This is a genomic window from Shimia sp., assembly GCF_041624275.1.
In the GTDB taxonomy this organism is placed as follows: domain Bacteria; phylum Pseudomonadota; class Alphaproteobacteria; order Rhodobacterales; family Rhodobacteraceae; genus Shimia.
Genome location: NZ_JBFJVE010000031.1, coordinates 1 through 19,213 on the forward strand (window position 1 = coordinate 1; position 19,213 = coordinate 19,213).

18 protein-coding genes are annotated in these 19,213 nt (G+C 64.3%); 7 read left to right on the forward strand and 11 right to left on the reverse strand.

Annotated features, from left to right (window positions below; translation table 11 throughout):
• Positions 1-215 precede the first annotated feature (215 nt).
• From ccmE to ABZD10_RS04210, 5 genes are all read right to left on the reverse strand, one after another.
• The gene (gene ccmE, locus ABZD10_RS04190) at positions 216-659 is read right to left on the reverse strand and encodes a cytochrome c maturation protein CcmE (protein WP_372884851.1); all 444 of its coding nucleotides are present in this window, start codon (positions 657-659) and stop codon (positions 216-218) included.
• Between the two features lie 21 nt (positions 660-680).
• Positions 681-1,715: an N-acetyl-gamma-glutamyl-phosphate reductase gene (gene argC, locus ABZD10_RS04195; protein ID WP_372884852.1), complete on the reverse strand. Its 1,035-nt coding sequence runs from the start codon at positions 1,713-1,715 to the stop codon at positions 681-683.
• Between the two features lie 108 nt (positions 1,716-1,823).
• Complete coding sequence (locus tag ABZD10_RS04200) at positions 1,824-2,636, reverse strand: glutamate racemase (RefSeq protein ID WP_372884853.1); 813 nt, start codon at positions 2,634-2,636, stop codon at positions 1,824-1,826.
• Between the two features lie 23 nt (positions 2,637-2,659).
• Positions 2,660-3,535: a lysophospholipid acyltransferase family protein gene (locus tag ABZD10_RS04205; RefSeq protein ID WP_372884854.1), complete on the reverse strand. Its 876-nt coding sequence runs from the start codon at positions 3,533-3,535 to the stop codon at positions 2,660-2,662.
• A 105-nt stretch (positions 3,536-3,640) separates the two neighbouring features.
• The gene (locus tag ABZD10_RS04210) at positions 3,641-7,057 is read right to left on the reverse strand and encodes an indolepyruvate ferredoxin oxidoreductase family protein (RefSeq protein ID WP_372884855.1); all 3,417 of its coding nucleotides are present in this window, start codon (positions 7,055-7,057) and stop codon (positions 3,641-3,643) included.
• 173 nt (positions 7,058-7,230) lie between these two features.
• Between ABZD10_RS04210 and ABZD10_RS04215 the strand changes: the two genes are divergently transcribed.
• The 4 genes from ABZD10_RS04215 to grxD all read left to right on the forward strand — a co-directional run bounded on the left by ABZD10_RS04215 (position 7,231) and on the right by grxD (position 11,413).
• Positions 7,231-8,136 (forward strand): LysR family transcriptional regulator, encoded by a 906-nt coding sequence (locus tag ABZD10_RS04215; RefSeq protein WP_372884868.1) that lies wholly within the window; start codon positions 7,231-7,233, stop codon positions 8,134-8,136.
• Between the two features lie 258 nt (positions 8,137-8,394).
• Positions 8,395-10,560 (forward strand): phosphoribosylformylglycinamidine synthase subunit PurL, encoded by a 2,166-nt coding sequence (purL, locus tag ABZD10_RS04220; protein WP_372884856.1) that lies wholly within the window; start codon positions 8,395-8,397, stop codon positions 10,558-10,560.
• A gap of 84 nt (positions 10,561-10,644) precedes the next feature.
• Positions 10,645-10,875, forward strand: coding sequence for a BolA/IbaG family iron-sulfur metabolism protein (locus ABZD10_RS04225; RefSeq protein ID WP_372884857.1), 231 nt, complete (start codon positions 10,645-10,647; stop codon positions 10,873-10,875).
• Between the two features lie 175 nt (positions 10,876-11,050).
• Positions 11,051-11,413, forward strand: coding sequence for a Grx4 family monothiol glutaredoxin (gene grxD, locus ABZD10_RS04230; protein ID WP_372884858.1), 363 nt, complete (start codon positions 11,051-11,053; stop codon positions 11,411-11,413).
• Between the two features lie 112 nt (positions 11,414-11,525).
• Here the strand turns inward: grxD and ABZD10_RS04235 are convergent, their stop codons facing one another.
• Both ABZD10_RS04235 and ABZD10_RS04240 read right to left on the reverse strand, forming a co-directional pair.
• A complete protein-coding gene (locus tag ABZD10_RS04235; protein WP_372884859.1) occupies positions 11,526-11,909 on the reverse strand; it encodes a cell division protein ZapA in 384 nt (127 codons plus the stop codon).
• Positions 11,909-12,634 (reverse strand): hypothetical protein, encoded by a 726-nt coding sequence (locus ABZD10_RS04240; protein ID WP_372884860.1) that lies wholly within the window; start codon positions 12,632-12,634, stop codon positions 11,909-11,911. The genes ABZD10_RS04235 and ABZD10_RS04240 overlap by 1 nt, the downstream gene beginning before the upstream one ends.
• 275 nt (positions 12,635-12,909) lie before the next feature.
• Between ABZD10_RS04240 and tkt the strand changes: the two genes are divergently transcribed.
• Both tkt and ABZD10_RS04250 read left to right on the forward strand, forming a co-directional pair.
• Positions 12,910-14,931 (forward strand): transketolase, encoded by a 2,022-nt coding sequence (gene tkt / locus ABZD10_RS04245; RefSeq protein ID WP_372884861.1) that lies wholly within the window; start codon positions 12,910-12,912, stop codon positions 14,929-14,931.
• Positions 14,932-15,003: 72 nt separating this feature from the next.
• Positions 15,004-15,549 (forward strand): hypothetical protein, encoded by a 546-nt coding sequence (locus ABZD10_RS04250; protein WP_372884862.1) that lies wholly within the window; start codon positions 15,004-15,006, stop codon positions 15,547-15,549.
• Positions 15,550-15,593: 44 nt separating this feature from the next.
• Here ABZD10_RS04250 and ABZD10_RS04255 read toward each other — a convergent pair whose 3' ends face one another.
• The 4 genes from ABZD10_RS04255 to ABZD10_RS04270 form a co-directional block, all read right to left on the reverse strand.
• On the reverse strand, positions 15,594-16,568 hold the full coding sequence (locus ABZD10_RS04255; RefSeq protein ID WP_372884863.1) for a DUF808 domain-containing protein: 975 nt from the start codon (positions 16,566-16,568) through the stop codon (positions 15,594-15,596).
• 43 nt (positions 16,569-16,611) lie between these two features.
• Positions 16,612-17,103 (reverse strand): pantetheine-phosphate adenylyltransferase, encoded by a 492-nt coding sequence (gene coaD, locus ABZD10_RS04260; protein ID WP_372884864.1) that lies wholly within the window; start codon positions 17,101-17,103, stop codon positions 16,612-16,614.
• 202 nt (positions 17,104-17,305) lie between these two features.
• Positions 17,306-17,740, reverse strand: coding sequence for a CBS domain-containing protein (locus ABZD10_RS04265; protein ID WP_372884865.1), 435 nt, complete (start codon positions 17,738-17,740; stop codon positions 17,306-17,308).
• Between the two features lie 60 nt (positions 17,741-17,800).
• Complete coding sequence (locus tag ABZD10_RS04270) at positions 17,801-18,697, reverse strand: LysR family transcriptional regulator (RefSeq protein WP_372884866.1); 897 nt, start codon at positions 18,695-18,697, stop codon at positions 17,801-17,803.
• A 102-nt stretch (positions 18,698-18,799) separates the two neighbouring features.
• Between ABZD10_RS04270 and ABZD10_RS04275 the strand changes: the two genes are divergently transcribed.
• Positions 18,800-19,213: aldehyde dehydrogenase family protein (locus tag ABZD10_RS04275; RefSeq protein ID WP_372884867.1), on the forward strand; the 414-nt coding region annotated here is incomplete at its 3' end.

Consider the following 19,213-nt stretch of genomic DNA (forward strand, 5'->3'; position numbering starts at 1 on the left):
CGTTCACATAGCCGCCTTCGCGGGCCACGATCTCGCGGGCGATTTCGGCCACATGCCGCATGGTCCACCTCGTTGCTTTGATCCGCTTCGAGGCTGCGCAAAACAGGTTAACACCGGATGATCGCGGCGTGCGCTGCCCGGAGCCGGGCGGCAAAAACGAAAACGCCCCGCGGCTCGGGGCGCGGGGCGTCGTCAGGGATCACCTCAAGTGCCGATCAGGACTCGTGCTCCTGATAGACCCCCTGTTCCTTCAGCGCGTCGACCACCTCTTTCGGCATGTAGTTCTCGTCGTGTTTGGCAAGAATTTCATCCGCCTCGAAGACCCCGTTCACGTAGCGGCCGGTGCCGACCATGCCCTGGTTCTCTTCAAACAGATCGGGCAGCACGCCGTCGAAGGTCACCGCGATCGAAGCACCGCCGTCGGTCACCGAAAAGCGCACCACCTCGCCCTGGCCGCGCACCAGCGTGCCCTCTTCGACCAGACCGCCGATGCGGAACACCTCATTGGGTGCGGGCGGCGCCTCGGCCACCTCGCTCGGCGAGCGGAAATAGTTGATGCCGTCGCGCATCGCATAGCCGATCAGCGCAGTCGAGATGGCCAGCGCCACGAAGGCCAGCAGGATCACCTGAATACGGCGTTTTTTCTTGAGGTTTTTCATCCTCTTGTCCCTTCCTGGGGCCTATGGGAAGACCGGCGCCAACATCAGGCCCTCTGTTTCCTCTTCCCCGAGCATCAGGTTGGCGTTCTGCAATGCCTGACCGCTCGAGCCCTTGGTCAAATTGTCCAGCGCCGCGATCACGATGACGCGGCCTTCGATCCGGTCCGCGACGACGCCGATATGGCAGAAGTTCGAGGCCCGGATATGTTTCGTGCTCGGCGCTTCGCCGAAGGGCAGAACCTTGATGAAGGGCTCGCCCTCGTAGGCGGCCACCAAGGTGTCATACACTTCCTGCGCATCGCCATGCACATAGGCCGTCCCCAGGATGCCCCGGTTTGCAGGCACCAGATGCGGGGTGAACTGGATTTTCACCTCGCGCCCGGCGAGCTTGCTGAACTCCTGGTCGAACTCGCCCAGATGGCGGTGCGTTCCACCGACCGCATAGGCGTGATACCCCTCGCTCAGCTCGGCATGCAAAAGGTTCTCCTTCAGCGACCGGCCCGCGCCCGATACAGCACATTTAAGGTCGAGGATGATATGACCAAAGTCAATTGCCCCGGCCTTGATCAGCGGCGACAGGATATATTGCCCGGTGGCCGCGTTGCAGCCGGTGCCGGCCACCAGCCGCGCCGACCTGATCTCGTCGCGATAGAACTCGGTCAGCCCATAGACCGCCTCGGCCTGGCACTCGAGCGCATCATGGGCGCCGCCGTACCATTTGACGTATTCCTCTGGGTCACGCAGCCGGAAATCGGCCGAAAGGTCGACGATTTTCAAGCTCTTGGGCAGCGCCTTGATGACCTTCTGGCTGGTCGCATGCGGCAGGGCGCAGAAACACAGGTCAACCGCGTCAAAGTCGATCTCGTCGATCTTGCACAGGGTCGGCAGGTCGAGATGGCGCAGATGCGGAAACACCTCGGCCATCGCCATGCCCGCCTTGCGGTCGGCGGAAAGCGCGACGATCTCCATCGTCGGATGGGTGGCGATCAGGCGCACCAGTTCGGCGCCGGTATAGCCGCTGGCGCCGAGAATGGCGATCTTGTGGGTTTTCGACATGGTTCGGGACCCCTTCTGTCCATTGGCTCAGACCCTCACCGGATCTGCCGCCCCTTGGTCGGGGCGCAACTTAAGCCTTGTTCGGGAAAATTGCGAGCGCCGCGCGGCTCACGCCTGCTGAAAGGTGATCTTTCGTCGCAGGAACTGGGTCGCGCGGTCCGACACCCGCGCCGGATCGCCGGTGGTCAGGAACAACGACTCGCTGCCGGTTCCGATCATCTTCGGATGGCGCTTGAGATAGTCGGCCAGCGATTCCGCCACCAGGTTGGCCTGCGAATAGACCTCGACGTCCTGACCCAGGGCGGCCTGAAAGGCGTCATGCATCAGCGGATAGTGGGTGCAGCCGAGAATCGCCGCCTCGGGGTTCGGCATCTTGCGTTTCAGCGCGTCGACATGGCTGCGCACCAGCGCCTCGGCAAGGATCAGGTCGCCATCCTCGATCGCGTCGACCACGCCGCCGCAGGCCTGGGCCTCGACATCGACGCCGATGGCGCGGAAGGCCAGTTCGCGCTGAAAGGCACGGCTGGCGACGGTGGCCGGCGTGGCGAACAGCGCCACATGTTTCACCGCCACTTCGCGCGGCGGCGAGTTGTCGCCCCAGCTGCGCTCGGTCAGGGCCTCGATCAGCGGCACGAAGACCCCCAGCACCCGCTTGTCGGTGGGAATCCAGCTTTCCTGCATGCGGCGCAGCGCGGCGGCGCTGGCGGTGTTGCAGGCCAGGATGATGAGATCGCAGCCGGCCGCCCACATGCGTTCGACCGCGGCGGTGGTCAGGTTGTAGACATCATCGGCGTCGCGCACCCCATAGGGCGCATGGGCGTTGTCGCCGAAATAGACAAAGGGCACATCCGGCAGCCGCCTGCTCACCGCATCCAGAACCGTCAACCCGCCCAGACCGCTGTCAAAAATCCCCACTGCCATGCTGACCACCCAAGATGTCGGGCCTAGGCCCGGTGTTTTTCCTCGAACTCGAAACCGTATCCCGCAGACGGAAGCGGCCTTGGCGACAAGTCATACGTGCGCTGCCGGAGGAAGTCCATCAGCGCTTTGGAGTCGCCGGCAAATCGCTGCAATTCCGCCTCGGGGATCGGCGCCCCGATCACCACCGGCACCGAACTGTCGACCCGCTTGCCGAATTCCTGAATCAACAGCCCCAGCCGCAGCGTGTTGTGCAGGTGGCTTGCGACCTGGAACAGGCGGCTGGTGTGGCCGTCAAAGAACACCGGCACCACGCGGGCGCCGCTCTTGGCGATCATGCGGGCGGTGAAACTGCGCCAGCCGGGATCGAGCGGCGGCCCGAAGGGGCGCGCGGCGGTGCTGACGGTGCCGCCGGGAAAGACGCCGATCGCCCCGCCCCGGCGCAGGTAGTCGACCGCCAGCCTGCGGGTGCGAAGGTTGGTCTCGATCGCCGCGCGGGTGCCGTCGAAGGAAATCGGCAGCACCACGCGGTTCAGCTCTTCGGCCTTCTGGAACACGTTGTTGGCCAGAATGCGGAAATCGCCCCGCGCCCGGCTCAGCATGTGGCCCATCACCATGCCGTCGAGAATCCCGAACGGGTGGTTGGCGACCACGATCAGCGGGCCCTCGGCCGGGATCTCGGCCAGCGACCCGCCGCGAATGTCGAGGCTTATGCCATAGCGGCGCAGCATCACCTGCCAGAAATCGCCGCCCGCCGCCACCTCCTGCTCGTACCCTTGGGCGCGGCGGATCAGGCGCAGGCGGCCGGTGGCGTTCTCGAGCACCCGGATGACCGCGCGCCCACCCCGCGTTTCGGCGGAATGGGCATAGCTGATATCGCGGGTGACATCGGTGTGTTTCATCGGCGCCGGCGGTCCTTGGCTTGCGCGGCCGCTATAGGGAATGCCGCCGCGCCTGCCTAGGGAATATATCGCCGCAACGACGCGACCATGACACCCGCCGGCGGACTATTCCGCCGCCTGGGGCAGCGAGGGGTCGCTCTTAAGTGCCGCCAGCAGTTCCTCGCGCCGTTTGGCGGCCTTGGCCTGATTGTCCATCTTGACCGGTCCAAAGCCGCGGATCTGCGTCGGCAGCTCGGCCAGGGCGACGGCAGCGTCGGGCGCCTCGGCGCCATGGGCGCGGATCAGGGGCTCCATGTCGGCCTCGTATTGCCGGATCAGCGCCCGTTCCATCCTGCGCTCCTCGGAGCGGCCGAAAAGGTCGAAGCGCGTGCCGCGCAGGCCCTTCATCCGTGCCAGAAGCCGGAACCAGCGTTCCATGCCGACGCCGAATTCCTGCTTGCGCGGGCGGCCGTTGGGGCCGATCCGGCTCAGCAGCGGCGGCGCGAGGTGATACTTGACCGAGAAATCGCCGTCAAAGCTTTGCATCGCCTTGAAACGGCTTTCCAGATGCAGGCGCGCGACCTCGTATTCGTCCTTGTAGGCAAGAAGCTTGTGATAGCCGATGGCCACCGCCTCTTTGAGGCGCGGATCTTCGATCCGTTCCAGCATGGCGCGATAGCGCGCGGCCAGCGCCGGCCCCTGGTACTTCACCAGATGGGCCTCGCGGAAGGCGATCTTCTCGTCGAGGCTCTTGGGCAGGTCGATGACCGTGTCGCCGCACATCGCGGCCGCCTCCTGCGGGTACAGCGCCGCCCAGCGGCCGATCTCGAAGGCGCGCAGGTTGCGCGCCACCGCCGCGCCGTTGACCTCGATCGCCTTGCGGATGGCATCGCCGCTGATCGGCACCAGCCCCTGCTGCCAGGCGGCGCCAAAGATCATCATGTTCGAGAAGATCGAATCCCCAAGGGTCACGCGCGCCAGCTCCGAGGCGTCGAACAGATGCAGCCCGTCGCGGATGCGCGCTTCAAGAGAGACCTGCAAGCGACTGGTCGGAAGCCTGAAATCGGCATCGCGGGTGAAGTCTCCGGTGATGATCTCGTGGCTGTTGACCACCGCGCCGGTGCGCCCGGTCGCGGTCAGACCCAGGGTCTTGGCACCGGCGCTGACCACCAGGTCACCGCCGATCAGCGCGTCGCATTCGCCGGTGGCGACGCGGATGGCGCTGATCGCCTCGGGGGTTTCGGCCAGCCGCAGGTGGATATGCACCGCGCCGCCCTTCTGGGCCAGCCCGGCCATCTCCATCATGCCGGCGGCCTTGCCGTCGATCTGCGCCGCCTGCGCCATCACCGCGCCGATGGTCACCACGCCGGTGCCACCGACCCCGGTGATGACCACGTTATGGGTGCCCTCGATGGTGGCAATCGCGGGATCGGGCATCTGCGGCAGGTCGAGATCGGCCGAGGCATCCTTGCGGATCGTGGCGCCTTCGACGGTGATGAAAGAGGGGCAGAAGCCGTCGAGACAGGAGAAATCCTTGTTGCAGGACGACTGGTTGATCATCCGCTTGCGGCCAAGCTCGGTCTCGACCGGTTCGATCGAGACGCAGTTGGACTGGATGCCGCAATCGCCGCAGCCCTCGCAGATATCGGTGTTGATGAAGACCCGGCGGTCGGGGTCCGGGAACTGGCCCTTCTTGCGCCGGCGGCGCTTTTCGGCGGCGCAGGTCTGAACATAAACAATGACCGACACACCCTTGATCTTGCTCAGGTCTTCCTGAACAGACATCATGTATTCGCGTTCGTGGAACACCACCCCATGCGGAAAGGCGGACTTGTCGAGGTCTTCCTTCTCGTCATAGACCACGGCGATGTGCTCGACGCCCATCGACATCACCTCGGCGGCGATGCGCTGCGGGCTGAGGTCGCCGTCATTGGCCTGACCGCCGGTCATCGCCACCGCGTCGTTGAACAGGATCTTGTAGGTGATGTTGGTGCCCGCCGCCAGCGCGGCGCGGATCGCCTGCACGCCCGAGTGGTTGTAGGTGCCGTCGCCGAGGTTCTGGAACACGTGGTCGCGGTTCGAGAACGGCGCCTCGCCGATCCAGTTGGCGCCCTCGCCGCCCATATGGGTAAAGCCGTTGGTCTCGCGGTCCATCCACTGCACCATGTAGTGACAGCCGATGCCGGCATAGGCGCGGCTGCCCTCGGGCAGACGGGTCGAGGAATTGTGCGGACAGCCCGAGCAGAAATGCGGAATCCGGGCCGCGATATCCTCGGCATTGTCGGCGCGCCGCGCCTCGTCCAGGGTCGCGAGACCGGCCTTGACCGCATCGGTGCCGCGCCCCTCTTCCAGCAGGATCCCGCCCAGTTTCTCGGCGATCAGGATTGGGTCCAGTGCGCCGCGGGTCGGGAACAGCTCTTCGCGGTGCATGCCGCCGGCGCCGCCCTTGTACCAGCCATAGACCCGGCGGCCCTTGCGGTCGTCGAAGATCGCCTCTTTGACCTGAACCTCGATCAGCTTGCGCTTTTCCTCGATAATCACAATCAGATCAAGGCCTTCTGCCCAGTCGTGAAAGCCCTTCATGTCAAGCGGGAAGGTCTGGCCGACCTTGTAGGTGGTGATCCCCAGGCGCTCGGCCTCGGCCTCGTCGATGCCGAGAAGCGACAGCGCGTGAACCAGGTCGAGCCAGTTCTTGCCCGCTGCCACCAGTCCGATCTTGGCGCCGGGCTTGCCCCATTTGCGCTGGTCCATCTTGTTGGCATGCGAGAAGGCTTCGGCGGCGAAACGCTTGTAGTCGATCATCCGCGTTTCCTGGGCGTGCGGGGTGTCGCCCAGCCGGATGTTGAGCCCGCCCTCGGGCATCGCGAAGTCCGGGGTCACGAAATCCAGCCGGTGCGGGTCGCCGTTGACCACCGAGGTGGCCTCGATGGTGTCCTTCATGGTCTTGAGACCGACCCAGACCCCGGCAAACCGCGACAGGGCGATGCCGTAAAGCCCGTAGTCCATGATCTCCTGCACCCCCGCCGGCGAGACGATCGGCATATAGGCATCGACCAGCGCCCATTCCGACTGGTGCAGCACCGTCGAGCTTTCGCCGGTGTGGTCGTCGCCCAGTGCCATCAGCACGCCGCCATGCGCCGAGGTGCCCGCCATGTTGGCGTGGCGCATCACGTCGCCGGTGCGGTCGACGCCCGGCCCCTTGCCATACCAAAGACCGAAGACACCGTCGAACTTGCCCTCGCCGCGCAGTTCCGCCTGTTGCGCGCCCCAAAGCTGGGTCGCGGCGAGATCCTCGTTGAGCCCCGACTGAAAGCGCACATCGGCAGCCGATAGCTGCTTTTCGGCGCGCATCATCTGGCTGTCGACCGCCCCCAGCGGCGAGCCGCGGTAGCCGGTCACATAGCCCGCGGTGTTGAGACCGGCCCGGGCATCGCGTGCCTTCTGCATCAACATCAACCGGACCAAGGCCTGTGTCCCGTTCAGCAGGACATGGTTCTTGCCGAGATCGAAACGATCATTCAGCGACACTGTCTGGATAGTCATCCGGCGTCTCCCCTCGCGTGATGGTCACTCATTCCAATATGGGGGCAATATTAGGTCACAATTCCTGACCCAACAACACTTTTGTGTGAAAGTTTTTCGGCGCTGTTCAGTCGGCGGTTCCGTTTTTGCTCCGTTTCGCCTAGACAGAGTGTCACATGGCGAAAGTTGCGAATATGGACTGGGACAAGCTTAGAATCTTTCACGCAGTTGCCGACGCCGGCAGCCTCACCCATGCCGGAGACACCCTGCATCTGTCGCAGTCGGCCGTGTCGCGGCAGATTCGCGCGCTCGAGGAAAGCCTCAACACGACGCTGTTTCACCGCCATGCGCGGGGGCTGATTCTCACCGAACAGGGCGAGCTGCTCTTCGATGCCACCAAGTCGATGACCAAGCGGCTCGACGCCGCCTCGGCCCGGATCCGCGACAGCGAGGAAGAGGTCTTCGGCGAATTGCGCGTCACCACGACGATCGGCTTCGGCACGCTGTGGCTGGCGCCGCGCCTGCCCAAGCTCTACGAGAAATACCCCGATCTCAACATCGACCTGATGCTCGAGGAGCGGGTGCTCGACCTGCCGATGCGCGAGGCCGACGTGGCGATCCGCATGAAGGAACCCAGTCAGGCCGACCTGATCCGCAAACGCCTGATGAGCGTGCACATGCGGCTTTATGCGACCCCCGACTATATCGACAAACGCGGCATGCCCGAAACCGCCGAGGATCTCACCGATCATCGGCTGATCTGTCAGAACATGTCTTCGGCGCAGGTCGGTGCCGGCGCCAACCTTGTGCAGTCGCTGCTCATTGCCGACATCCCCTCGGTGCTCTACGTCAACAACTATTTCGGCGTGCTGCAGGCGGTTCTGCATGATCTCGGCATCGGGGTTCTACCCGATTACGTGGTTCAGGATTTCCCCAACCTTGTGCGTGTCCTGCCCGATATCGAGTCCGGCGAAATCCCGGTATTTCTGGCCTATCCCGAGGAATTGCGGCAATCAAAACGGATTTCTGCGTTCCGGGACTTTGTCCAGGAAGAGATCATAACGCACCGCAAGCAACTGAGGGAAAAGGGAAAACTCTAAGCCATGCAGCAGGCGCATAGCGGCAATGCTGCGGGTGCGACATTGTTTTCCTTGCGCGAGTCACCCCGGGCCACTAACTGATGCTCATGGAAACGGCAAGACGCTGTTTTCATACCTCCCTGTTGGACTTCGGCCGAGCTTGTTTGCTCGGCCTTTTTTTTGGCGCATCGCAAGGCGGCGGTCGCCTTCCTCCCCCTTTCCCCCTTGGGTCATATGGCTTATGAGACCCCCAAACCAGCCATTGGGGAATCGACTCTCATGCAAGATCCGGTCATCACCGAAGACGTCATCGCGGCTCATGGGTTCACGCCCGAGGAATACGCCGAAGTGATCAACATCCTTGGCCGTGACCCGACCTTCACCGAGATGGGCATCTTCTCGGCGATGTGGAACGAACACTGTTCCTACAAGTCCTCCAAGAAATGGCTGCGCACCCTGCCCACCGAGGGCCCGCAGGTGATTTGCGGCCCCGGCGAGAACGCCGGCATCGTCGACATCGGCGACGGCGACGCCGTGGTGTTCAAGATGGAAAGCCACAACCACCCCTCGTATATCGAGCCCTATCAGGGTGCGGCGACCGGGGTCGGCGGCATCCTGCGCGATGTCTTCACCATGGGCGCCCGCCCGGTGGCGGCGATGAACTCGCTGTCCTTCGGCGAACCGGCCCACCCCAAGACCCGGCAGCTGGTCAACGGCGTCGTCGAGGGCATCGGCGGCTATGGCAACTGTTTCGGCGTGCCCACCGTGGGCGGCGAAGTGCGCTTCCACCCGGCCTATAACGGCAACTGTCTGGTCAACGCCTTTGCCGCCGGTCTGGCCAAGACCGACAGCATTTTCTATTCGGCCGCCTCGGGCGTCGGCATGCCGGTGGTCTACCTTGGCGCCAAGACCGGACGTGACGGGGTTGGCGGCGCCACCATGGCCTCGGCCGAGTTCGACGACACCATCGAGGAAAAACGCCCCACGGTGCAGGTCGGCGACCCGTTCACCGAAAAGCGCCTGATGGAGGCGACGCTCGAGCTGATGGCCACCGGCGCCGTGATCTCGATCCAGGACATGGGCGCGGCGGGCCTGACCTGCTCGGCCGTCGAGATGGGCGACAAGGGCAAGCTGGGGGTCAAGCTGAACCTCGAAGACGTGCCGCAGCGCGAAGACGACATGACCGCCTATGAAATGATGCTCTCGGAAAGCCAGGAGCGCATGCTGATGGTGCTGAAACCCGAGCTCGAGGCCGAGGCCCGCGCGGTGTTCGAGAAATGGGATCTGGATTTCGCCATCGTCGGCGAGACCATCGCCGAAGACCGGTTCCTGATCCTGCACAACGGCGAGGTCAAGGCCGACCTGCCGCTGTCGAAACTGTCCTCGACCGCGCCGGAATACGACCGCCCCTGGGTCGCCACCCCGACCCCCGAGGCGCTGGACCCGGCCAGCGTGCCGCATATCGACCCGATCGACGGTCTGAAGGCGCTGATCGGCTCGGTCAACTATGCCGGCAAGCAATGGGTCTATGAGCAATATGACACCATGGTGATGGCCGACACCGCCCGCCAGCCCGGCCTTGGCGCCGGCATCATCCGGGTCCACGGCACCGACAAGAAACTGGCCTTCACCTCGGATGTGACGCCGCGCTACGTCAAGGCCAACCCGACCGAGGGCGGCAAACAGGCGGTGGCCGAAGCCTGGCGCAACCTCTGCGCCGTCGGCGCCAAGCCGCTGGCGACCACCGACAACCTCAACTTCGGCAACCCCGAAAAGCCCGAGATCATGGGCCAGTTCGTCGGCGCCATCAAGGGCATCGGCGAGGCCGTCGCCGCGCTGGACATGCCGATCGTCTCGGGCAACGTCTCGCTTTACAACGAGACCGACGGCAAGGCGATCCTGCCGACACCGACAATCGGTGCCGTGGGGCTGATCGCGGCCGGAGAAGAACCGATCCTGGGAACCGCCCGCGAGGGCCACGTGCTGCTGATGGTCGGCAAGACCACGGGCCACCTTGGGCAGTCGGCACTGCTGGCCGAGGTCTTCCACCGCGAGGAAGGCGACGCGCCGCAGGTCGATCTTGCCGCCGAAAAGGCCAACGGCGACTTCATCCGCGCCAACCGCAGCCTCATCAAGGCCTGCACCGACATCGCCGACGGCGGTCTGGCGCTGGCCGCCTTCGAGATGGCCGAGGCCGCCGGAGTCGGGGTCCAGATCGACAGCGACGACACCGCCTTCCTGTTCGGCGAGGATCAGGCACGCTATCTCGTGGCCTGCAACTTCGATCAGGCCGAGGCGCTGATGATCGCCGCCGGCCGCGCCGGTGTCACCGTGACCAGCGTCGGCCGTTTCAGCGGCAGCACGGTCGAGATGGGCCAGAGCGAGGCCGCGTTGCAGGACCTGGCCGCGATCTTCCGCAAGAGCTTTGCCGGCGCCGTGACCTGAGCGCCGGCCACGGCGCGACAACCGCTTGATGCCGGCGCCCGGCGCGCCTAAGTTCAGCCAAACCCTCCAACTAGGAACCCCCTCATGGCCATTCTTGCTTCCGACATCGAAGCCCTGATCCGCGAAGGCTTCCCCGAAGCCAAAATCACCGTCATGGGCGATGACGGCGCGCATTTCTCTGCCGAAGTGATCGACGAAAGCTTTCGCGGCATGAGCCGCGTGCAGCAGCAGCGGGCGGTGAACGCCACGGTGAAATCCGCCATCGACAGCGGCGCGCTGCACGCGCTGGCGCTGACCACCAAGGCCCCCGAATAAGTCCGGGGACGCAACCGAAGGCGCAGGTTTTGCCGGCGCGCCATGGGCCGGGGTCCGGATCGACCTTGCCTATTGCCGCCGGGACACCATATGTGACCTGCCGAGACAGATTGACAAGACAGCGGCCACGGCGCGGCGCAGCGGCACCACCCCAGGCCCGACAACGGAGAACAAGATGAGCGACGCAAAGACCAGAATCGAAGAAACCGTCAAGGCCAACGACGTGGTGCTGTACATGAAAGGCACCAAGGAAATGCCGCAGTGCGGGTTTTCCAGCCGCGTCGCCGGCGTGCTGAACTTCATGGGCATCGACTATACCGACGTCAATGTGCTGGCCGACGAGGAAATCCGCCAGGGCATCAAGGATTATTCCGACTGGCCGACCATTCCGCAGCTTTACGTCAAGGGCGAATTCGTCGGCGGCTGTGACATCATCACCGAGATGACCCTCTCGGGCGAACTGGACACGCTGTTCGAAAACAACGGCGTCAGCTTCGACAAGGAAGCCGCCGACAAGATCCGCGCCGCCAACGCCTGATCGGCGCGCCGAAAGCAATTTCGAAAGGCATGCCCCGTTTCGGGGCGTGCCTTTTTCTTTGGCGCAGAGGCTTTGACGCGCTGTTTCCTGCTGCCGGCCGGACGCCCTGCCCTCAGCCGGTCTTTTCCTCGACCGTGGCGGCAAGGGATTCGGCGCGCGCCGCCAGTTCGGCCAGCGTGTCGGTCACCCCGGTCGGGATCACCGCCACCTCGACCTTTTCCGGCCCGGCGTTCTGTAGCGCCATCAGGTGGCCCTCGGTCTCGGCCAGCTTGGCCTCCAACTCGCGCAGCCGATCCTCGACGCCGGCCGTCTTGTCGGCCAGCATCAGCCCCGCCATCAGCAGCATCCGCGCCTCGGGAATGCGGCCGATCTGGCTGGTCAGCACCTGCGCCTCATCGTCCAGCATCTTCGCCGCCGCCTGAAGGAAATGCTGTTCACCGTCCTTGCAGGACACTTCGAAACTGCGGCCGCCGATGTGAATTTCCACTTCCGCCATCAGTTTTCTCCCTTGCTCATGCCGGCATCCGGCGCCCCCGGCTCGGCGCTCCCCAGCAGCGGCCGCAGCGCGGTGGTGATCACCTCGATCTCGGCCAGTTCGGCATCGCGGATGGCCTTGAGGTTGTTCAGCTCGCTCACCAGAGACTGGTTGATCAGATTGGCGTCCGGCAGGCCGTTCTCGACCGCGTCGCGCAGTTGCTGGTTGGCACCGCGCAGCTGGCGGCTGGTGCGCCGCATGCGCCCAAGGCGACGCTCGAACTGGTCCAGCACTTCCCGGTTCCGCTCCAGGTCGACCACCTGCACCTGTTGCGTGGCGGCTTCGCTCTGGCGAAGCTGGTCCTCGAGTTTCCGGCGCAGCCCGGCAATCTCATCGGCGCCCGCCTGCGCCGCCTGTTCGGCGGCCTCGCGCGCCGCGGTCATGGTGGCCAACTCGGCCCGCGCCGTGCTCAGCGCCAGTTCGGCCGCCTCGCGCGCATCGACGGCTTTTTCCACCGCGTCGCCCGAAGCCTCGAGGCGCCGCTCCAGCTCTTCCATCCGCCCGGTCAGCGCGCTCAGCCGCTCCGACAGCTGGGCATTGGCCAGTTTCTCGTCGTCAAGCGCCGCCCGCAGGCTCTCCTGCTCGCCGGTCTCCGGGGGCGCGGCGGCGGACAGCGTCTCGATGCCCCGGGCGATACGGTCCATCGCGGCGCTGATCCTGTTTTCAAGATCGCTGATGTTACTCATTTGCCTCATCCCCTTTTCACGGCCCCTTCGCCGGCGCCGGGCACCGGCCCGGTTCGCGCCGCCTCATGCCGCCCTGCTCGTTTCCGCGGCTCATAGCGCCGCCACGGCGCATGGGCAATCCGCGAATCGCCTTCCGGTCGCGTCCTGCCGATATTAGCCAATGGATATTCAAATTGCGCCCCCTTTGGCATCAAGCACTTGGCAGGTGCGCTTGATCTTCACCCCAAGCCTGCTATTGAGCAGCGAACAAACGCGACCAGTCAAAGGAACCCGCCGTGGATATCGCTGCTCTTCGTGAAAAGAACCCCGAACATTGGATGAAGGCCGCCGCCATCCGCGCGCTGACCCTCGACGCCGTCGCAGCGGCCAATTCGGGCCATTCCGGCATGCCGATGGGCATGGCCGACGTGGCCACGGTGCTGTTCGAGAAACACCTGAAATTCGACGCCAGCAATCCGAAATGGCCGGACCGCGACCGCTTTATCCTGTCGGCCGGCCACGGCTCGATGCTGATCTATTCGCTGCTCTATCTCTGCGGCGATGCACAGGTGACGCTGGAGCAGGTGAAGAACTTCCGCCAGATGGGGGCGCTGACCGCCGGCCACCCGGAAAACTTCCTGCTGGACGCGGTGGAAACCACCACCGGCCCGCTGGGTCAGGGCATCGCCAATGCGGTCGGATTCGCCATGGCCGAAGAGATGCAGCGCGCGCAATACGGCAAGAAGATCGTCGATCACCACACCTATGTGATCGCCGGCGACGGCTGTCTGATGGAGGGCATCAGCCAAGAGGCGATCGGCCTTGCCGGGCGCCATTCGCTGGGCAAGCTGATCGTGTTCTGGGACAACAACAACATCACCATCGACGGCAGCGTCGAGCTGAGCGACCGCACCAATCAGGTGATGCGCTTCAAGGCTTCGGGCTGGCAGGTGCTGGAAATCGACGGCCACGACCCCGAGGCCATCGACGCCGCGATCAGCGCCGCCAAGAAGTCCAAGAAACCCTCGATGATCGCTTGCAAGACCCATATCGCGCTGGGCCACGCGGCACAGGACACCTCCAAGGGCCACGGCGCGCTGACCGATGCCGAGCAGATGGCGGCGGCCAAGGCGGCCTATGGCTGGACCTCGCCCGCCTTCGAAGTGCCGGCCGAGATCAAGACCCAGTGGGAAGCGATCGGTGCCCGAGGCGCCGAAGAGCGCGCCGCATGGGAAGCGCGTTTCGCCGAGGCTTCGCAGCAGAAACAGGACCGTTTCAACCGCGCCTATGCACTGGAAGCCCCGAAGAAACTCTCGGCCGTGGTCAAGGCACTGAAAAAGCAGATCTCCGAGGATCAGCCCTCGGTGGCGACCCGCAAGGCCTCGGAAATGGCGCTGGCGGCGATCAACCCGGTGATGCCGGAAACCGTCGGCGGCTCGGCCGACCTGACCGGATCGAACAATACCAAGACCGGCGATCTCGGCGTTTTTGACACCGACAACCGCAAGGGCCGCTACGTCTACTGGGGCATCCGCGAGCACGGCATGGCCGCGGCGATGAACGGCATGGCGCTGCACGGCGGCATCCGCCCCTATTCCGGCACTTTCTTCTGTTTCACCGACTATGCCCGCCCCTCGATGCGGCTGGCGGCGCTGATGAAGGTGCCCTCGGTCTTTGTCATGACCCATGACTCGATCGGTGTCGGCGAAGACGGCCCGACCCACCAGCCGGTCGAGCATCTGGCAATCTGCCGCGCCACCCCCAACACCTATGTGTTCCGCCCCGCCGACGCGGTGGAAACCGCCGAGGCCTGGGAAATCGCGCTGTCGTCGAAAGACACCCCCTCGGTGCTGGCGCTGACCCGTCAGAACCTGCCCACCGTGCGCAGCGAGCACAAGCTGAAGAACCTCACCGCGCAGGGCGGCTATGTGCTGGCCGAAGCCACCGGCAAACGCCAGGTGATCCTGATCGCCACCGGTTCGGAAGTCTCGGTCGCGATGCAGGCCCGCGAAGCGCTGGAAGCCGAGGGCATCGGCACCCGCGTCGTCTCGATGCCCTGCATGGAGCTTTTTGCCGCGCAGGACGAAGCCTATCGCCGCAAGGTGCTGCCGGCCGGTTCGGCGGTGCGTATCGGCATCGAGGCCGCCGTGCGTCAGGGTTGGGACCAGTGGCTCTTGGGCGAACGCGCCAAGCCCGGCAAGTCCGACTTCGTCGGCATGGACCGTTTCGGCGCCTCGGCCCCGGCCGGAGAGCTGTTCGAGAAATTCGGCATCACCGCCGCCAATGTGGTCGAAAAGGCCAAGGCGCTGCTCGGCTAGGACCCGGTTGCCTTCTGATCAAAGGGCGCCCCTGCGGCGCCCTTTTTGTTGACTTGTTTTTGAGAAATCCCTTTGAAATACCTCGTAAAAACCGCTCTGACCGCGCTCGCCCTCAGCGTGACCGCGGCCGCCGCCGCACAGGCTTCGGGCCTGCGCACCAAGACCCCACAGGCCGCCATTCCGCCCGAGCAATGGGAGTTCAACCTCTCGTTTCGCAAATGGCCCTATCATGTTGAATGCCACGAGCAAAACAACCGTGGGTCCATTCGCAAACAGGGCAACGGCGGCAACGTCAAATATACCGTGACCGGCTTTCCCGCCGCCGACACCATCGTCTGCAACCTTCCCAATGGCCGCAGCTTCCACTTCGACATGAAGTTCCTCTTCGGCGAGGGCAACACGAAACGCCGCATGGGCCGGGAATACTTCGAAGGTGAAATCCGTCGCTTTGATGCCATCTACAAATACGAAAAGAACTATCACGGCGCCGATTCCTACAACAGCAAGGTCGTGATCCATTCGGTTTTCGGCAAGGAAAAGACCGGCATGTTTACCGATGAAATGATGTATGCCGTGTTCCCCGAGCGCGAGACCTGGCCCAAGAAACGCTGGAAGTAGCCCCTACCGCCCCGCAAGACCGGCCGGTCAAGAACCCTCCGGGCTTACTGCGCGGCGTCCTTTTTGCCGCGCAGCGCGCCCCAGAGCGGCACCAGAACCTTGGTCGCCACCGGGATCAGCGCCAGACCCAGCGCCAGCCCGAAGACCCCGTCCATCGCCGCCTTGGCGCTCCACTCAACGAAGCCTTCCCATGCTGCCGGCACCAGATGCGCCACCGCTTCGGCCCAGTCGTGAATGTGGTGGCCGAGCCAGCCAAAGCCCAGCTCTTCCAGACCGTGCACGATGATCGCGCCGCCGACCCAGAGCATGGCGGCGGTGCCGATGATGGTCAAAAGCTTCATCACCTTCGGCATCGCCCGCACCAGAGCGCGCCCGAAGCCACGGGTCAGCCCGAAGCGCCCGTTCTGCGCCATGAACAGCCCGACGTCGTCCATCTTCACGATCAGCGCCACCGAACCGTAGACCGCAACCGTGATCCCGACCCCGGCAAAGGCCAGCGTCGCCGCCTCCATCCAGAAGCCGCTTGGGGGAATGGCCGAGAGGATGATGGTCATGATCTCGGCCGAGAGGATGAAATCGGTCTTGATCGCGCCCGCCGCCTTCTTTTCCTCAAGATGCGCCGGATCGCCCGGAACATCCTCTTCAAAGACGTGGCTGTCGTCATGCGGCACCAGCGCGTGATAGATTTTCTCGGCCCCCTCGAAACAGAGATAGGCGCCGCCCAGCATCAACAGGGGCGCGATGGCCCAGGGCGCGAAATTCGACAGCAAAAGCGCCGCCGGCAGCAGGATCAGCAGCTTGTTGCGGATCGAGCCGCGCGCGATCTTCCAGATGATCGGCAATTCCCGCGCCGGGGCGAACCCCTGCACGTATTTCGGGGTCACGGCGGCGTCGTCGATCACCGCGCCGGCCGCCTTGGCCCCGGCCTTGGCCGCCTGCGCCGCGACGTCGTCGACCGAGGCGGCGGCGACCTTGGCAATGCCCGCCACGTCGTCCAGAAGGGCCAGCAATCCGCTCATGGCAAAGCTCCTTTGAAAATGCCGCTCGGGGGTCGCCCGGGCCTCAGCCGAAGCGCTCGAGCAGCGCCTCGTTGACCGGGGGGGTGACGAATTTCGACACGTCGCCACCCAGGCGGGCGATTTCCTTGACCAGTTTCGAGGCGATTGCCTGATGCCGCGCCTCGGCCATCAGAAACACCGTCTCGACGGTGGAATCCAGCACCCGGTTCATGCCCACCATCTGATACTCATATTCGAAATCGGCCACGGCGCGCAATCCGCGCACGATCACCTGTGCCCCGACGTCCTTGGCGCAGTCGATCAGCAGGTTCTCGAACGGATGCACGACGATCTCGGTGCCGGTCTTCTGGATCAGTTCGGCGCATTCGCTCTCGATCATTGCCACCCGCTCTTCCAGGGCGAACAACGGCCCCTTGTCGCGGTTGATCGCCACACCGATCACCAGCTTGTCCACCATCAGCGCAGCCCGCCGGATGATGTCGATATGACCCAGAGTGATCGGATCGAATGTGCCAGGGTAGAGGGCGACGCGCATGGTAAGTCTCCGCAACGTTTTTGGTCATCGCACGCAACATTATTGCGCAGGAAATTGCAAGTCTTTCACAGCGTCATGGGTAGTCTTACGGGGCTTCCCGAGACGACTGGCACAACAAACGGGCAAGGCCCCGCGGCACCATACAAAAAGGGCGCGGCCCGCGCCGCGCCCCTTTGCAATGTCGTCGCCGGGGCGACCGGGCCTAGTGGCCCATGATCATGCCTTCCAGCGCGTCCTTCTCCATCGCCAGTTCGCTGAGGCGCGCCTTGACCGCATCGCCGAGCGTGATCAGCCCGACCAGCTTGCCCTCTTCCAGCACCGGCATGTGGCGGAAGCGCCCCTCGGTCATCATGTTGAGCACCTGCACCGCGTCTTCACCCATCGAGCAGGTCACCAGTTCGGTGGTCATGTAATCCTCGACCTTGTCGGACATGCAGCCCGCCCCCCGGTTCGCCAGCTCGCGCACGATGTCGCGTTCCGAAAGGATGCCGTCGGCGGTGGTGCCGTCATTCGAGATCACCACCGTGCCGATCCGTTTTTCAGCAAGGATTTTCGCCACATCAGACACCGAGGTTCCGGGTTTGACAGTTATGACACCCTGATCACCCTTGGATTTGAGAATCTGATGTACCAGCATTGCGAACCTCCCTTATAAATGAGCGCGTTATACTGAGCGTTGCCGCAAGTCCGGGGATTGTCAAGCCAGCGCTTCCAGCCGCGTCACTTCCTCGCGGATGCCCTCGCACAGGGCTTCGGAAAAGCGGTTGAGTCGCTCGAGCTTCTTGTCGTCCTGGTGGCGCACCAGATAGAAGCTGCGGGTCAGGCTGAACTCGGCCTCGAGCACCTTGCACACCCCTTCGTTGAAGGGAATCGAGAAATCATGCACGATGCCCAGCCCGCCGCCGATGCGCACGCAGTTGATCTGCACCGAGACCGAATTCGAGGCGATCACCGGCATTTCGACACCGATGCCGCTGAGATAGTCCAATTCCTTGTCGAAGATCATGTCGGCGATATAGCCGACAATCTGGTGGCGTTTCAGATCGTCCAGCCCGGCCAGCGGCGGCGCCTGATCCAGATAGCCCCGCGATCCGGCCAGGTGCAGCTTGTAGTCGGTGATCTTCTGCACCGTCAGCCGGCCGGCGCTGGGCGGGCTGACCGCCACCACCATGTCGGCTTCGCGTTTCGACAGGCTGAAGACGCGCGGCAGGGCGACGATCTGGATCTCGAGATCGGGGTTGGCGCGGGCAATGCGGTTGCAGACCTGCGGCAAGAGGTAGTTGGCGCAGCCGTCCGGGGCGCCGATGCGAATCTGCCCCGAAAGGCCGCCGGGATCGCCGCTCAGTTCCTCGGCCGCCAGTTCCAGTGATTGCTCGATGCGCACCGCGTGGCCCATCAGCCGCTGGCCGGCGTCGGTCAGCGCATAGCCGGTGGGGGATTTGACGAAAAGCGGTGTCGCAAAGGCCTCTTCCAGCCGCGAGATCCGCCGGCTGACCGTGGCCGGGTCGACATTCAGCCGCCGGCCCGCCGCCGACAGGCTTTCCTCGCGCGCCACCGCCAGAAAGATGCGCAGATCGTCCCATTGTGGCTGCATCGGATCGCCTTCTTGTATTTTTGCAAAACGGTTTTGAAATCTTGCCTCTTCTCCAATGTTTTTTGCAAGCCTATTCTGCCGCCAAATTCAGGAGGACTTCTCATGCAAGAACTGACTCACTACATCAACGGCGAACACGTCAAAGGCACGTCGGGCCGTTTTTCGGATGTCTACAACCCCGCGACCGGCGAAGTGCAGGCCAAATGCCCGCTGGCCAGCAAGGAAGAGATGGACCACGCCGTGGCCGTCGCCGCCGCCGCGCAGCCGGCATGGGCCGCGGTCAACCCGCAGCGCCGGGCCCGGGTTCTGATGAAATTCGTCGACCTTCTGAACCGCGACATGGACAAGCTGGCCGAGGCCCTCAGCCGCGAGCACGGCAAGACCTTCCCCGATGCCAAGGGCGACGTGCAGCGCGGTCTGGAAGTGGTGGAATACTGCATCGGCGCGCCGCAGATGCTGAAGGGCGAGTTCACCGACAGCGCCGGCCCCGGCATCGACATCTACTCGATGCGCCAG